General features: G+C 73.0%; 16 protein-coding genes, 1 tRNA gene and 1 pseudogene. 9 read left to right on the top strand and 9 right to left on the bottom strand.

Features of this window, described 5'->3' with window-relative positions; all coding sequences use genetic code 11:
* The first annotated feature begins 31 nt into the window (after positions 1-31).
* A tRNA-Arg gene (locus Sdi02f_RS13925) sits at positions 32-107 on the top strand.
* A 51-nt stretch (positions 108-158) separates the two neighbouring features.
* On the opposite strand, the gene Sdi02f_RS13930 is transcribed toward Sdi02f_RS13925, so the two are convergent.
* The 3 genes from Sdi02f_RS13930 to Sdi02f_RS13940 all read right to left on the bottom strand — a co-directional run bounded on the left by Sdi02f_RS13930 (position 159) and on the right by Sdi02f_RS13940 (position 1,518).
* A complete protein-coding gene (locus tag Sdi02f_RS13930; RefSeq protein ID WP_030399261.1) occupies positions 159-482 on the bottom strand; it encodes a helix-turn-helix domain-containing protein in 324 nt (107 codons plus the stop codon).
* Positions 482-850, bottom strand: a complete 369-nt coding sequence (locus tag Sdi02f_RS13935) for a type II toxin-antitoxin system RelE/ParE family toxin (protein WP_030399262.1) — start codon at positions 848-850, stop codon at positions 482-484. Before Sdi02f_RS13935 ends, Sdi02f_RS13930 begins: the two co-directional genes overlap by 1 nt.
* Before the next feature lie 512 nt (positions 851-1,362).
* Positions 1,363-1,518 (bottom strand): hypothetical protein, encoded by a 156-nt coding sequence (locus tag Sdi02f_RS13940; protein WP_174843347.1) that lies wholly within the window; start codon positions 1,516-1,518, stop codon positions 1,363-1,365.
* Between the two features lie 331 nt (positions 1,519-1,849).
* Between Sdi02f_RS13940 and Sdi02f_RS13945 the strand changes: the two genes are divergently transcribed.
* Positions 1,850-2,416, top strand: a complete 567-nt coding sequence (locus Sdi02f_RS13945; RefSeq protein ID WP_108933344.1) for a Uma2 family endonuclease — start codon at positions 1,850-1,852, stop codon at positions 2,414-2,416.
* 144 nt (positions 2,417-2,560) lie between these two features.
* Here Sdi02f_RS13945 and Sdi02f_RS13950 read toward each other — a convergent pair whose 3' ends face one another.
* The gene (locus Sdi02f_RS13950) at positions 2,561-2,944 is read right to left on the bottom strand and encodes a MerR family DNA-binding transcriptional regulator (protein WP_030399264.1); all 384 of its coding nucleotides are present in this window, start codon (positions 2,942-2,944) and stop codon (positions 2,561-2,563) included.
* Positions 2,945-3,021: 77 nt separating this feature from the next.
* On the opposite strand from Sdi02f_RS13950, the gene Sdi02f_RS13955 reads away from it, so the two are divergent.
* Entirely contained in the window at positions 3,022-3,750 is a 729-nt protein-coding gene (locus Sdi02f_RS13955; RefSeq protein WP_030399265.1) for an SDR family oxidoreductase, read from the top strand.
* A 179-nt stretch (positions 3,751-3,929) separates the two neighbouring features.
* Here Sdi02f_RS13955 and Sdi02f_RS13960 read toward each other — a convergent pair whose 3' ends face one another.
* The 4 genes from Sdi02f_RS13960 to Sdi02f_RS13975 all read right to left on the bottom strand — a co-directional run bounded on the left by Sdi02f_RS13960 (position 3,930) and on the right by Sdi02f_RS13975 (position 7,795).
* Positions 3,930-4,241: a hypothetical protein gene (locus Sdi02f_RS13960; protein ID WP_031186092.1), complete on the bottom strand. Its 312-nt coding sequence runs from the start codon at positions 4,239-4,241 to the stop codon at positions 3,930-3,932.
* A gap of 131 nt (positions 4,242-4,372) precedes the next feature.
* The gene (locus Sdi02f_RS13965; RefSeq protein WP_108933345.1) at positions 4,373-6,058 is read right to left on the bottom strand and encodes an oxidoreductase; all 1,686 of its coding nucleotides are present in this window, start codon (positions 6,056-6,058) and stop codon (positions 4,373-4,375) included.
* A gap of 79 nt (positions 6,059-6,137) precedes the next feature.
* Positions 6,138-6,932: an MBL fold metallo-hydrolase gene (locus Sdi02f_RS13970; protein ID WP_037800577.1), complete on the bottom strand. Its 795-nt coding sequence runs from the start codon at positions 6,930-6,932 to the stop codon at positions 6,138-6,140.
* Positions 6,933-7,231: 299 nt separating this feature from the next.
* The gene (locus Sdi02f_RS13975; RefSeq protein WP_030399269.1) at positions 7,232-7,795 is read right to left on the bottom strand and encodes a hypothetical protein; all 564 of its coding nucleotides are present in this window, start codon (positions 7,793-7,795) and stop codon (positions 7,232-7,234) included.
* Between the two features lie 145 nt (positions 7,796-7,940).
* On the opposite strand from Sdi02f_RS13975, the gene Sdi02f_RS13980 reads away from it, so the two are divergent.
* The 3 genes from Sdi02f_RS13980 to Sdi02f_RS13990 all read left to right on the top strand — a co-directional run bounded on the left by Sdi02f_RS13980 (position 7,941) and on the right by Sdi02f_RS13990 (position 10,231).
* Positions 7,941-8,546 (top strand): TetR/AcrR family transcriptional regulator, encoded by a 606-nt coding sequence (locus Sdi02f_RS13980; protein WP_108933346.1) that lies wholly within the window; start codon positions 7,941-7,943, stop codon positions 8,544-8,546.
* A gap of 93 nt (positions 8,547-8,639) precedes the next feature.
* Complete coding sequence (locus tag Sdi02f_RS13985) at positions 8,640-9,047, top strand: YciI family protein (RefSeq protein WP_030399271.1); 408 nt, start codon at positions 8,640-8,642, stop codon at positions 9,045-9,047.
* Positions 9,048-9,079: 32 nt separating this feature from the next.
* Positions 9,080-10,231 carry an RNA polymerase sigma factor gene (locus Sdi02f_RS13990; protein WP_031083507.1) on the top strand — a complete coding sequence of 384 codons (1,152 nt, stop codon included), beginning with the start codon at positions 9,080-9,082 and terminating at the stop codon, positions 10,229-10,231.
* On the opposite strand, the gene Sdi02f_RS13995 is transcribed toward Sdi02f_RS13990, so the two are convergent.
* A complete protein-coding gene (locus Sdi02f_RS13995) occupies positions 10,203-11,432 on the bottom strand; it encodes an MFS transporter (RefSeq protein ID WP_031083509.1) in 1,230 nt (409 codons plus the stop codon). The genes Sdi02f_RS13990 and Sdi02f_RS13995 overlap by 29 nt on opposite strands.
* Before the next feature lie 79 nt (positions 11,433-11,511).
* On the opposite strand from Sdi02f_RS13995, the gene Sdi02f_RS14000 reads away from it, so the two are divergent.
* The 3 genes and pseudogenes from Sdi02f_RS14000 to Sdi02f_RS14010 all read left to right on the top strand — a co-directional run bounded on the left by Sdi02f_RS14000 (position 11,512) and on the right by Sdi02f_RS14010 (position 13,998).
* Positions 11,512-12,498: an ArsR/SmtB family transcription factor gene (locus tag Sdi02f_RS14000; RefSeq protein ID WP_108933347.1), complete on the top strand. Its 987-nt coding sequence runs from the start codon at positions 11,512-11,514 to the stop codon at positions 12,496-12,498.
* A 10-nt stretch (positions 12,499-12,508) separates the two neighbouring features.
* Complete coding sequence (locus Sdi02f_RS14005) at positions 12,509-13,030, top strand: glutathione peroxidase (RefSeq protein WP_031083511.1); 522 nt, start codon at positions 12,509-12,511, stop codon at positions 13,028-13,030.
* A 102-nt stretch (positions 13,031-13,132) separates the two neighbouring features.
* A pseudogene (locus Sdi02f_RS14010) lies at positions 13,133-13,998 on the top strand (MerR family transcriptional regulator).
* Positions 13,999-14,059 lie beyond the last annotated feature (61 nt).

The following is a 14,059-nucleotide window of genomic DNA, read 5'->3' on the forward strand; positions in this document are numbered from 1 at the left end:
CGAGTTCCGTGCAAGGTTTCGATCAAGCCCCGCCTTCGTAGCTCAGGGGATAGAGCACCGCTCTCCTAAAGCGGGTGTCGCAGGTTCGAATCCTGCCGGGGGCACCAGCCAAAAGGCCCCGGACCGATCATGGTCCGGGGCCTTTTGTGGGTTCGGTTTCAGGCGGCGTGCGGGGTGAAGGTGACGCGGGAGTCGCCCTCGTCGATGGCCAGGTTCAGGGTGCCGTCCAGAGCCTTGGCCAGGCGTCGCAGCAGCGGGAGAGTGGGCACGGTGTCTCCACCCTCCATCCGGGACACCTGAGGCTGCGTCATCCCGGCCCGCTCGGCCAGCTCGGTCTGGGACAGGCCGAGCTCGATTCGACGGTCGTAGACCGCCTGCCCGAGATCGCCGGCCAGCCGAGCATCGACGTACTCCTGGTCGTACTCCACCGCCTCACCCGCAAGCTGCCGGGCCCGGCGCGTCCTCCACGTGCTGTGATTCATCAGCTCTCCTTGCGCCGCTCGTAGGTGTACTGGGCATGACCATGCTCGGCCTCGCAGAGCTTCTGCGCCTGGTGTGCACGCTCGACTTCCGCCGCCTCACGCATCCTCGTCTTGCGGAACACCGTCAGCAGAACGATCCGCTGCCCGGGAGCGAGCCAGTACGGGATGCGCACGGCCTCGCCGTCCAGCTCGAAGCGCAGCTCACGCAGCTTGCCGCCCAGGTGCCGCGAGTACGGCTCACCGAGCGTCGTCGGCTCGTCCAGCAGACGGTCCGTCTTGTCCTCCACCCGCCGGTAGAGGCGAAACGGAAGCAGCTCCAACCAATCCCGCACCTCGGGTTCGATCTCGATCTCCCACCGCTCCGTCATGCAATCAACGGTATATGCGTTCAATTGCATAGCACAACCCTTAGCGGCCCTGCACGGCCTACGTCTCCCCCTGGCCGCGCCCCGCGCCCACGATCCGCGGCAAGAGGTCCCCCGCAACCGGCCCGGAACGGATCCAGCACACATGAGGCCGGGAAACCTTGCGAACACATGAGAACCGCGGAGGGGTGTTTTCCCGGGCCAGGCACCCCACGGCCGACATTTCCGCAGGTCACAGCCGGGGGCACCAGTTCAGGAGGGGACCGCCTCCGGATTTCCGGCGGCGGTCCCCTCCTGACAACCACGCCTGACATCCACCCGGGCGGTCACTGTCGTCTGCGTCCTCATCTGACGTCGCAGACTCGCGACGGCAGCGCGATTGCGATGTCATGGAATCGGTCACCCGTCTGCCGTGGTCGAACGAGGTCGGGCGTCAACTGTGCGCCCGGATAAGGGGAACACCGAGTGGGTCGTAGAAATACGGTTCTCGGCAGACGGGGCGGGCGACGCCCCTGTTACGGAACGGCTGCGGGAAGCTGGGCGATTGCCCGCAGCCGATTCAGGTCGAGGACGGTGGTGCGGCGGTAGCCGGTGGTGATGAGTTCGTCCCTGCGCAGTTCGGCGAAGGCCTTGTGGATGGCGTGCCACCGAGGAAGCTGCGGGCGGGCCACTTTTCCGGGCCCTGGGATGGGGACTGCGGCGTCAAGAGCGTTCCTCTCCTTCTCCGCAGCACTTTGATCTGCTTCTGATCCGTGCGAATCAGCCGCTCCAGAGAAGCAGTTGTCAGGGGACCAGGGCAGAGTGTGCGGAGGGCCCACGTGATGCACCAGGCGCGCGCCAGGGGCGCACCAGATCGATGAGCGCCCGTGCAGTGGCCCCGGCTGCTGCGCCGATGCCGGCGGACGAGAGGGACGTGAGTGCGATCGGCGGGCCGGCGGGCGGCAGGCAGTACGCTGAATCCAGCGGGATCGGGCCCGCTGCACAGCGTCCGGGAGGTGCTTCATGGCGGCCGAGATGGTGGCCCCGGCGTGGATGCATGAGCAGATCACGGCGGAGGAGTACGAGTCCTGGTCCGAGGAGCAGTGCGCCGGCGTCGAGATCGTGGACGGGATGGTCGTGGTGAGTCCGAGTGCGTCCAAGCGGCACAACCGGCTGGCCCGGATTCTGGCGAACGCCCTGGACGCCGCCGCGGGCCCGGAGTGGAACGCCGACACTGACTTCGACGTCCGGCTTCAGGACGTCCCGCTCACCAATCGCCGCCCGAACGTCGTCGTGTACCGCGCAGACACGATCGACATCACCCCCACCCGCCCCGAGCACGTGCTGCTGGTCGCGGAGGTGGTGCCGCCCGGCTCGGAGACCACCGACCGGATCGTTAAGGTCGACCAGTACGCCAAGGCAGGCATCGGCTTCTACTGGCGGATCGAGCAGGCCGCGACAGGCGTCCCTCTGGTGTACACCTACGTTCTCGACCCCGCGACGAAGACCTACCGGGACGGAGACGTGTTCACCGGCATCCTCAAGGCAGCGGCCCCCTTCCTCGTGGAGATCGACTTCGGGCAGGTCTGACCACGCGCCGCTCAGTAACCGGCAGCGCGTGAGCGACGCGGGAGCGGACCGCCCGACACAGGCGGCATGAGCCGAACCAAGCGTCTCGACGGCAGGGCAGCCGCTGGGTTCAGTGGGTGCCCTTTGCCGTCCGGTCTGCCGTGGCTACGGGTGGGTGTTCGTGGTCGCGATGACCTCGTCGAGGCGGTCCAGGGCGGCCTGCAGGTCGTCGACCTTGGCTTGGATGCGGGCGCGCTCGGCGTGGAGCATGGCTCGTTGCTCGGCGTCGGTGTGTCCGGAGTCCCAGCACGGAAGCAGTTCGGCGATCCTTCGGCTGGTCAGGCCGGCGGCGTACATCTGCTGGAAGAAGCGGACCAGGGGGATGGCGTCCTGCCGGTAGAGACGCTGGCCGGACGGGCTCCGTTCGGCGCGGAGCAGTCCCTGCTGCTCGTAGTAGCGCACGGCGCGTACCGAGACGCCGGCGCCCCGGGCCACCTCGCCGATGCGTATCAGCCGCTCGGCCGGGGTCGCGGCCTCGGTGACGGGCATGGTGGCTCCTCTCGCCCGGCCGTTCTGACGACCAGCACTTGCCTCTGACGTCAACGTCAGGTTTTAGCGTAGCGGACATGGACGTCAACAACTCAGTTGCCCTTGTCACCGGAGCCAACCGCGGTCTGGGCCGCGCCTTCGCCCAGCGCCTGATCGAACGGGGCGCACGCAAGGTCTACGCGACGGCTCGCCGCCCCGAGACCGTGGACCTGCCGGGGGTCGAGGTGCTCCGCCTCGACATCGCCGATCCGGCGTCTGTGAGGGCCGCCGCCGAGGCCGCCCCGGACGTCTCGCTGCTCATCAACAACGCGGGGATCCAGACGGGGACCGACCTGCTGACCGGTTCGCCGGACGCGGTGCGGCAGGAGCTGGAGACCAACGTGTTCGGCCACCTGGGAATGATCCGGGAGTTCGCACCGGCGCTGGCCGGGAACGGCGGGGGCGCGATCGTCAACGTCCTCTCCGCCATGTCCTGGTTCGGGGGCAAGGGCGCGAACGCCTACCACCTGACCAAGGCCGCCGCCTGGGCCATGACCAACGGCGTCCGCCTGGAGCTCGCCGAGCAGGGCACGCTCGTGACGGCGGTGCACCTCGGGCTGGCCGACACCGACATGGCCGCGGGCTGGCCCGTGGACAAGATCGCGCCGTCGGACCTGGCCGATGCGGCGCTCGACGGTGTCGAGGCGGGCTCCGCCGAGGTTCTCGCCGACCAGTGGAGCCGGGACGTCAAGTCCCGGCTGCCGCTGGCGCCGGAGGAGTTCAACGCCGCCATGGACCGCGCTCTGGCGGCGCTGACGGCGGCGTGACGGACCCCTCGGCCGCGTCCGCGCCGGCTTCGGCCGGTTGCTCCTGAGGCCGGTCACCGTCAGCGGTTCGTCCGCGGCGTGGACCGTCATGCGGCCGCCCGTGCCCCGGGGCGCCCGGCAGCATGCCGGGCGCCCCTGGCGGCTCCGCCGGGCTCGTCGCCCGTGCCGTCCGCGTGGGTTCAGCGGGCGGCGAAGGAGGCGAGCAGCGCTGCTCCGGCTCCCAGGACGACCAGTTGCGCAATGCCGGGAAGACGCCACCCCAGCGCGAGAAGGCCGCCGCCCGTGACGACCGCGCCGCCCGCCAGGAGCCATGCTCCCCGCAGCGCTTGCTTGGGCGCGCCGGGCGGATTCCCTCCGTCGTAGCTGTCCGCCCACACCGCCATGCCGTACTGGATGACCACCAGCCAGGCGATGACCATCAGGTCGATGACGAGCAGCGCCACGGCGACCCCCACCTGCTCGCCGGTCGACGGCTCGCGCCGGGGGCTCACCACGACCACCGTGCCCGCTTCGCTCGCATGCCGTTCAGCATGGTGCCGGGGCAAGCGCCGCGCATGAGCACGGGTACTCAGACGTGCCGCCCCGGACGCGAGGGAGCCGCGGGGCGGGAGACCCCGCCGGGTCACTGTCGGCTCAGCGCCCGTGTGATGCCCGCCGTGACCGTCGTGGCCAGGATCCAGCCGGCCGCGATCAGGGCGTAGGAGAGCCACTGGCCGGTGCCCCGGGGGGCGAAGGCCGGTTCCTGGCCGAAGGTGATGATCGGGACGAGGAGGTCGAGGGTGTAGAAGACGGCGTTGAAGGGCGGGGCCTTGCCGGGTTCGAGGGCGGCGGGGGTGTGCAGGGCGAAGTACAGGGTGCCGCAGGCGAGGAGGGCCAGGAGCCACAGGCCGGCGCGGAGGGGGCGGTAGCCGTAGCCGACGGAGAAGTCCTGGACGTGGCCCCACAGGCGGGTGTGCGCGGGGAGCCCGGTGCGGCGGTGGCGTTGCTTGGCCAGGAGGACCGTGCGGGCTTCGTCCTCGTGGCCCAGGCGCCGGTAGGTCGCGGCCAGTTGCTCGTACGGCTGGGGGAGGTAACCGCCGGGTGGGCGGCGGAGCCAGCCGATGCGTTCGGTGGCCGGCAGGGGGAAGGCCAGGCCGTCGTACGTCGTGTCGGCCAGGCGGAGGTCGGCGGGCCAGGTGACCGGGTTGTCGTGCAGGGTGCCGAGGTGGGCGTTGCGGGCGTCGACCGTGCCCTCGACCGGCCGCCGGGTGCGCAGGTCCGTGTCCCGTGCCCGGGTCGCGCGCAGGGACAGGGCGATGCCGCCCGGGTGGGTCAGTTCGGCGGCGCGGAAGCTGAGTTCGGTGCCGACGTGGGTGCCGTCGAGTTTCACCGCGCCGTCGACCGTGAGACCGAGGCCCAGGTCGAAGTTGCGGGCGACGGTGACGTCCACCGCCTCCAGGGCGATGTCCCCGGGGTTGCTCAGCCGGGCCCCGCAGAAGCCGATCGCCGCCCCGACCGTGGCGCCGGAGAGGATGAGCCGGCCCTCGGCGCTGAAGCCGGGGTGGCAGGTGAAGTCCTCGCCGACCCGCACGTGGTAGGCGTCCAGGGCGTGGCGGCCGGGGGCGCGGAGCCGGGCGCCCTCCAGGTCGAACTCGCCGTCCACGCAGGCACCGGAGAGGCGGAAGGTCCCCTCGACGGCGAGGTCGGCACACAGGGCGTTGCCGGACACCTGGGCGTGGACGGCCGATATGGCCTCGCCGCCGGGGTGGGTGATCGCGGTGTCGCGCAGGTCGAGGTCTCCGTTGATCTGCGCGCGGTCGAGGACCAGGGGGCCGGTGAGGCGGCAGTGGGTGAGGGTCAGGCCCGCGTCGATCTGTGCCGTGTCCGCGACGAGGCCGGGCAGGGCGCAGCCCGTGAGGGACAGCTCCCGGGTCCGGGCGGCCCGCAGCAGCGGTGTCTCGTCGAAGCGGCAGTCGGTCAGGTGGACCGGTGCCGTGATGTCCGTGAAGCCGAGGTCCAGGCGGCCCGTGATCCGCGCACCGGTCAGGCGCAGTGCGGGGCGGTCGCCCGGCGCGTTTGCGGTGTGGGCGCCCAGCAGCAGTGCGGCGACCACCTCGGCGCGGATCACCTGGTCCGGGGGCGCCGGATCCGGCGGGTCCGGCGGGTCCGGCGGGTCCTGCGGGTCCGGCGGGTCCGCCGGGTCGGCCGAGGGCGTTGGGTCCTGCGGGTCGGCCGAGGGCGTTGGGTCCGCCGGGAGCGCGACGGGGCGGCCCTGCGGGTAGGCGTCCCACAACCGGCGTTCGTCCGCGCTGAGTTCGTCGAGGTGCACGGACGACGATCTTCCCGGGGTGGCCAGGGCTCGGGCAAGACCCGGTCCTCCCTTCCCTGTCCGCCCGCCCTGCTTCGTCTCAGGTTCCCGGCTCCGCGCCCACGGTCACGTGCTCGCCCGGGGCGCACCGCAGCAGGCGGGCGGTGTGGCCCCGGCGGCCGGCCTCCGCGAGGAAGTCGTCCAGCGGGGAGCGGAAGACCGTGTAGTCGTCGTAGTGGACGGGCATGGCCCGGCGGGGGCGCAGCAGGTCGAGCAGGTCGGCGCCCTGCCCGGCGTCCATGGTGACCACGAGGCCGCCGGGCAGGGTCGTGCCGCCGAGGTGCAGGACGGCCAGGTGGATCTCGGGGTGGCGTACGGCGATCTCGCGCAGTCCGTCGTACATGAGGGTGTCGCCGGAGACGTAGAGGACCAGCCTGGTCTCACCGGTGCCGTCGCCGAACTCGAGCAGGCTGCCCATCACCGGCGGCAGCAGGAAGCGGGCGGGGCCGGGTGCGTGGCGGCCGGGGAGCGAGGTGATGCGGACAGTGGAGTCGCCGTGCCGTAGGGTGCGGGTCTGCCAGGTGTGCAGACCGGTGGCGCGCCGGAAGCCGTACAGGCCCTTCAGGAGGCGGGCGCCGTGCGGGGTGGTGACGAACGGCAGGCCGCGGTCCAGGCCGCGGCGGGCCACCCGGTCGAAGTGGTCGCCGTGGAGGTGCGAGAGGACCACGGCGTCCAGGTCCGCGTGCGGCAGTTCCGTCACGTCGAGGGCCGGTTCGGTGACCCTGCGCGAGACCAGTCCGTAGCCGAGGTGGGCCCGCTGTCCGCGGTGGAGGAAGTTGGGGTCCGTCAGGAGCGTCAGGTCGCCGTAGCGGATGAGCAGGGTGGCGTTGCCGATGAACTGGAGGTCCGCGGCGCCCTCGGGCGGGGATCCCGGCCTTCCCGTCTCCGGCGGGTTCTCCGGGTTCTCCGGGTTCTCCGGGTTCTCCGGGTTCTCGGGGTTCTCGGGGTTCTCGGGGTCGGGTGAGTGGTGCGGCACGGTCGGCTCCTTCCGTCGCTCGCGACTCCCCCGGTACCCCACGGGTGCTCGTACGGCTCGCGGTCACACCCCCGGCCAGGCCCGTCCGCGGTCCTCCGGGTCAGGCGCGCCCCCGGTCAGGACAGTTCGCGTGCCGTCCGGATCAGGCGCACCCCCGGTCAGACCCGTCCGCGTGTCCTCCGGGTCAGGCGCACCGCCGAGACCAGGAAGAAGACCCCGCCGAGGAAGGCGTACCCCGCGAGGCCCCCCAGGGACGGGTCGTCGGCGCCCGCCTGCGTGACGAACGAGATGCCGGCCAGGGTGGAGATCGCGCCGCTGACGATCATCGGCCACTGACCGCCCGTCCCGCGCCGGACGGCGCCCGCGACGAGCTGGGTGAGGCCCGCGGCGACGGCCCACGCGCCCCAGACCCGCAGGACGGCGGGGAGGCCCGAGGTCATGGCCAGGGCGAGGGCCAGGACGGTCAGGGTGCTGATCACGACGTTGGCGTACAAGGGCGTGGTCGGGCCGCCGTTCTCCCTGGCCGACCGGAGGTCGACGACCGCGGCCGCCACGTCGAACAGCGGATAGACCAGCAGCAGGGTCGTGCTCAGCGGGCCCAGCGCGTCGGCGGTGGTGAAGAGCAGGGCGGCCCACACGGCGGCGAAGGCGAAGCGGAGGAAGTACAGCTTCCGGAGGGTGACGGGGACGCTGGTGGGCGCCGGTACGACGGCGGTGTCCATGGGAGGGCCTTTCGGTGAGGCGGGAAGGGTGGGGCGACAGCAGAGAGAGGGAGAACGTTCGGTCTCTTCGTGGAGCAGTCAAAGGCTTCCCGCGCCCAGTGTCAAGACCGAACGTTCTCCCTCGGCGCCTTGGTACGGTGGGCGCATGAGCCCGCGCACAGAAGCCGCCCGCACCCCCTCCGCAGCGCGCACACGGCTGCTCGGTACGGCCACGAGGATCTTCTACGCCGAGGGGATCCACTCCGTCGGCATCGACCGGATCACCGCGGAGGCGCAGGTCACCCGGGCCACGCTGTACCGGCACTTCGCGGGCAAGGAGGACCTCGTCCTCGCCTACCTCGACCAGGCCGACCGGGGGATCCGGGAGCAGGTGGCCGCGGCGGTGGACGGTACGCCCTCGGCCGCCGGGCAGGTCCGGGCGGTCGCGCGGTCCGTCGTCGACGGGATCCGGTCGCCCGGGTTCCGCGGCTGCGCCTTCCTCAACGCCGTCGCCGAGTACTCCGATCCGGCCCACCCGGTGCACCGGGCCGTCCTGGCCCACCGGGAGTGGTTCCTGCGCACCGTCACGGAGCTGTTGACCCGGGCCGGCGAGGGCGACGCGCCCGCCGAGGCCGCCGGACGGCACCTCGTCATGCTCCGCGACGGTGCGATGGCGGCCGGGTGCCTCTTCGACCCGGACCTGGTGTCCGAGACCTTCCTGCACGGTGTGGAGGGGCTGTTGAGGGACGTCACGGAAAAAACTTCCGCCTGACCCTCCCGCCGTGTCGAGAACGCGCGTCCGGCTCCGTCCCAGGGGTGAAGGCGGCCACAATGGGCCGCACCAGCACCGAGGAGACGACGGACCATGGCCAAGTACCTGCTGCTCAAGCACTACCGAGGCGCCCCGGCACCGGCCAACGACGTGCCCATGGACCAGTGGACGCCGGACGAGATCTCGGCGCACATCCAGTACATGAACGACTTCGCCGCCCGCCTGGAGAAGACCGGCGAGTTCGTCGACGGGCAGGCGCTCGCCCCCGAGGGGACGTGGGTGCGGTACGACGGTGAGGGGCGGCCCCCGGTCACCGACGGGCCGTTCGCCGAGACCAAGGACCTCATCGCCGGCTGGATGGTGATCGACGTCGACGGCTACGAGCGCGCCGTCGAGCTGGCCGGGGAGCTGTCCGCCGCGCCGGGAGCGGGCGGGAGGCCGATCCACGAGTGGCTGGAGCTGCGTCCCTTCCTGGGCGAGCACCCGACCGTCACGGAGTGACCTCGCCGATGGCCGCGGCCCCCGGGGACCCCATGGACGAGACCCTGGTCAGGAGCCTCACGCCGAGCGTGCTGAGCGTTCTCGTCCGCCGCGGAGCCGACTTCGCGGCGGCCGAGGACGCGGTCCAGGACGCGCTGGTCGAGGCGGTCCGCCGGTGGCCCGACGACCCGCCGAAGGACCCGAAGGGGTGGCTGGTCACCGTGGCCTGGCGGCGCTTCCTCGACGCGGCCCGCGCCGACACCGCCCGCAGACGGCGCGAGGACCGGGTCGAGGAGGAACCGGGGCCCGGCCCCGCCCCGGACGTGGACGACACGCTCCAGCTCTACTTCCTGTGCGCGCACCCCTCGCTGTCGCCGTCCTCGGCCGTCGCGCTCACCCTGCGCGCCGTCGGCGGGCTGACCACCCGGCAGATCGCCCGGGCGTACCTGGTGCCCGAGGCGACGATGGCCCAGCGGATCAGCCGGGCCAAGCGCACGGTCTCCGGCGTGCGCTTCGACCGGCCCGGCGACGTCGGCACCGTGCTGCGGGTGCTCTACCTGGTCTTCAACGAGGGGTACTCCGGCGACGTCGACCTGGCCGCCGAGGCCATCCGGCTCACCCGGCAGCTCGCGGCCTCCGTCGACCATCCCGAGGTGGCGGGCCTGCTCGCGCTGATGCTGCTCCACCACGCGCGCCGCGCGGCCCGGACCGCCCCCGACGGCAGCCTGGTGCCGCTCGCCGAGCAGGACCGCGGACGGTGGGACACCGCGGCCATCGCCGAGGGGGTGCGGATCCTCCGGGCGGCGCTCGCCCGGGACCGGCTGGGCGAGTTCCAGGCGCAGGCCGCGATCGCCGCCCTGCACGCCGACGCACCCACCGCCGCGGAGACCGACTGGGTGCAGATCGTGGAGTGGTACGACGAGCTGGCGCGGCTGACCGGCAACCCCGTGGTCCGGCTCAACCGCGCGGTGGCCGTCGGGGAGGCCGACGGTCCGCGCGCGGGTCTCGCGGCGCTCGCCGCGCTGGACGACACGCTGCCGCGTTACGCGGCGGTGGCGGCGTACCTGCACGAGCGCGACGGCGACCTGGACACGGCGGCGCGGCTGTACGCCGAGGCGGCCCACAAGGCGTCCGACCTCGCCGAGCGCGACCACCTGACGCGCCGGGCAGCGCGCGTCAACTCCCGGCGCCGTGAGGTCCGCTGACCACCCGGACCGGCAGCAGTCCGCCGTCGGGTGCGTCGCGCCGGCTGGCCACCGTCAGGGTGAGCGTCACCGCGAGGGAGGCGAGAGCCATCACGGTCATGGCCGTCGCCGGCGAGGTGAGCTGGGCCACCGTCCCGGCCAGGGTCGCGGAGACGCCCTGCAGGGTGAGCATCCCGGCGGAGTGCAGTCCGAGGGCGTGCCCGGAGAGTTCGTCGGGGGTCAGGGCGAGCAGGCGCTCCTGCTGCACCAGGGTCGCGCCGAAGCCCACCGAGGCCAGCGCGACCAGTACGGCCGTGAGCGGCAGCGGCGGGCGCAGGAACAGGACGAGGTACGGCGTCGCCAGCAGCACCAGCAGCGGCACGCCGAGGCGCGGGCGCAGCCGGGCCGGGAGCAGCCGGCCCACCGTCACGTCCCCGGCCAGCATGCCCAGCGCGGCGCAGGCGAAGAGCGTGCCGGCGGCACGGGGGTCGTAGGAGACGTACAGGGACTCGCAGCCGACGACGAGGCCGTTGGGGATCCACAGGGCCAGGTAGAGGTGGCGGCGCGGACGGGCGGACCACAGCCGGGCGTTGGCGCGCCAGGTGGCCCGTACGGAGGGGCGGCCCGCGGTGCGGGGCGGGCGACGGGACAGCCGCAGGGCGACGCCGGCCGCCGTGGCGTACAGACCGGCCGCGAGCAGCAGGCACAGGCGCGGGGAGAGCACGGTCACCAGGACGCCGCCGGCCGCGTAACCGGCGATCTGCAGGACGCCGTTCATCATGTTGAAGAGCGAACGCCCGGACAGGTAGCCGTCCTTGGAGAGGATCTCGGTCAGCAGGCCCCAGCGGACCCCGCCGCCGAGGGAGGCGATGAGGCCCTCCACGAAGACGATGGCGAGCATCCCCCACACCGGCAGGCCGGGCAGCGCGAGGGCCGCGGTGGCGGCGGCGAAGGCCAGGGAGAGGCCCGCCAGTGTCGCGCGCGGCGGCAGCCGGTCGGCGCCGGAGAGGAAGAACGTGGCGCCCAGCACCTGGGCGAGCGCCGGGCCGAACATGCTCAGCGCGGACAGCAGCGGCGAGTCGGTCGCCCGGAACACCAGCGTGCCGAGCGCGAGGCCGCTCACCGTCTGCGCGGCGAGGTGGGCGGCGGAGGAGAGGAAGAGCGGGCTGAACTCCGGGGTGCGGAAGAGGTCCGCGTAGCTTCTGCGGCTCGTGTCGGGCATGCGGGGAGTGTGGGGCGGGCGTCGGGGCGGCCGTTAATGTTTCGCGCGGACGCGAAAGGCCGGAGGGAGGGGAGAGCGCATGGGCTGGTGGGAGATCAACGCGGACACCCTCGCCCGCAGCCGTTTCGTGGTCTCGCCGCTCGACGAGGCCCTCGCCTGTCTGAAGCTGCTGCACTGCGGGGTGGCCGGGCATCCCGGTGAACGGGCCTGGCTCGACGCCCACCGCCCCGCCCATCTGCGCCGGATGGCGGCCGACCCGGTGGCCGCGCTGCTCGTCGGGGCGGGGCTCGGCCGGGAGTGGAACGCCGACTTCCTCACCCCCACCCCGGTCGAGGGCCTGAGCTTCGAGGAGGGCGTCGCGCGGATCCGGGCGACGAGCCCCGACGAGGCCCGCGCCGACCTGGCCGTCTCCGTCGGGGGTCCGCTGCCGGCCGCCCTGGACCGCGACGACCTGCCGGAGCGCGCCGCCGGGCTCCTGGAGGAGGTCTGGGCGCAGGCGGTACGGCCGGACTGGGAGCGGCGCCGCCGGATCCTGGAGGCGGACGTCGTCGCGCGGACCGCGCAGGTGAGCCGGGGAGGCTGGGCGACGGTCCTGGACGCGCTGCGGCCGGGCACCCGCTGGCTGGGCGACAGCCGGCTCCAGATCAACCTGAACCCGTATCCGCCGCGCGAGTTGTCCGGGGCCGAGCTGATCCTCGTGCCGATCACTCCGCAGCGGCACGGCTGGGTGGCGTGGGAGGAGCCCGAGCGGTACGCGGTGGTCTACCCGTGCGCGGGCGCCCTCGCGGACGACGGCGCCCGGCGCGTGCCCGCCGCCCTCGGCGCGCTGCTCGGCCCGGCCCGCGCGACCGTGCTGACGCTGCTCGGCGCCCCGATGAGCACCAGCCACCTGGTCGGCGTGACCGGCCAGGGCCTCGGCTCGGTCGGCCGGCACCTGCGGGTGCTGCTGGACGCGGGCCTGGTGGAGCGGCGGCGCGCGGGCCGCTCGGTGCTGTACTCGCGGACGCCGGCCGGGGAGGTGCTCGTGGAGGCGGGCGGCGGTGGGCGCGCCGGGTCGCGGGACTAGCATCCGGTCCATGACGACCTCATCGAACACGCGGAACGACGACAGCCTGCCCCTCGACGTCGAGATCGGCGCCCTCCAGGGCGGGGCCGCGGACCTCGCCCAGTACGCGGGCCGGGTCGTGCTGGTGGTCAACGTGGCCTCCAAGTGCGGGCTCACCCCGCAGTACTCCGGCCTGGAGCGGCTGCACGAGCGGTACGCGGAGCGGGGCTTCACCGTGCTGGGCGTGCCCTGCAACCAGTTCATGGGCCAGGAGCCGGGCAGCGCCGACGAGATCGCCGAGTTCTGCTCGGCGACGTACGGCGTCACCTTCCCGATGACCGAGAAGGTCGAGGTGAACGGGGAGGGGCGGCACCCGCTGTACGAACGGCTGACCGGGTTCGCGGACGCCGAGGGGCACAGCGGGGACATCCGCTGGAACTTCGAGAAGTTCCTGATCGGGCGGGACGGAAAGGTCGCCGCCCGGTTCTCCCCGCAGACCGGGCCGGAGGCGGCCGAGGTCGTCGCGGCGGTCGAGTCGCACCTCGCCGGTTGACCTTGCCCCTGGGTCAAGCCCGAGTGTCTGCGTCGCCGGGCGGAACGGCCGCCCGGCGGCGGAGGACGACGACGTGAACGGCGGGAACGACGGGGCGGCGGCATGGACGACCGTGCGAACGTGACGCACGACGACACGTTGCTGACCATCGGCGCGTTCGCCGCGCGGGCCCGGCTGTCGGCCAAGGCACTGCGGCTGTACGACCGGCTGGGCCTGCTGGCACCCGCCCACGTGGACGAGGCCACCGGTACTACCGCGCCGGGCAGGTCGAACGCGCCCGGCTCGTGGCCCTGTTGCGCCGGCTGGACATGCCGCTCGCCCGGATCGCCGAGGTGGCCCACGCGGGCGGCGACCGGGCCGCCGGTCTGCTCGACGCCTACTGGGCGGACGTGGAGGCCCGGGTGGCCGGGCAGCGCACGCTCGCCGAGTACCTCCGTGGACGGCTGACGGGAAGGGATTCCGACGTGTACGGAAAGTTCGCGGTCGAGACGGTGGACGTGCCCGAGCAGGTGGTGCTCAGCGAGAGCCGGCACGTGCTGGCGGACGAGCTGCCGACGTGGATCGCCGCCTCACTGGGGCGGCTGGAGGAGGCCGCCCGGGACTGCGGGGGTGTGGCGGCGGCGTCGTTCGTCGTCTACCACGCGGACGTGTCGGCGGAGAGCGACGGTCCCGCCGAGTCCTGCGTGCCGGTCGCCGACGAGGCGGCGGCGCGGGCGTGGAGCGAGGAGCGGGGACGGACCCGGCGGACGCGGGTGCGGGTGGAGCCGGCCGGGCGGCTGGCCTACACCCGGATCACCAAGGCCCAGGTGGCGTTCCCGCAGATCCTGGCCGCCTTCGGGGCGGTGGAGGAGTGGATCGCCGCGCAGGGCCTGACGGTGACGGGACCGTGCCGCGAGGTGTACTTCGCCGACTGGGAGGCGGCGGGCCCGGAGGACCCGGTGTGCGACGTGGCGTTCCCTGTGAGGTGACGTGACGAGGCGAGGCGACGGGTGCCCTCTCGGCAAGGTCGGCGAACTGGTCGAGAGGGCA

This window comes from Streptomyces ardesiacus (assembly GCF_003112575.1).
Lineage (GTDB): Bacteria > Actinomycetota > Actinomycetes > Streptomycetales > Streptomycetaceae > Streptomyces > Streptomyces ardesiacus.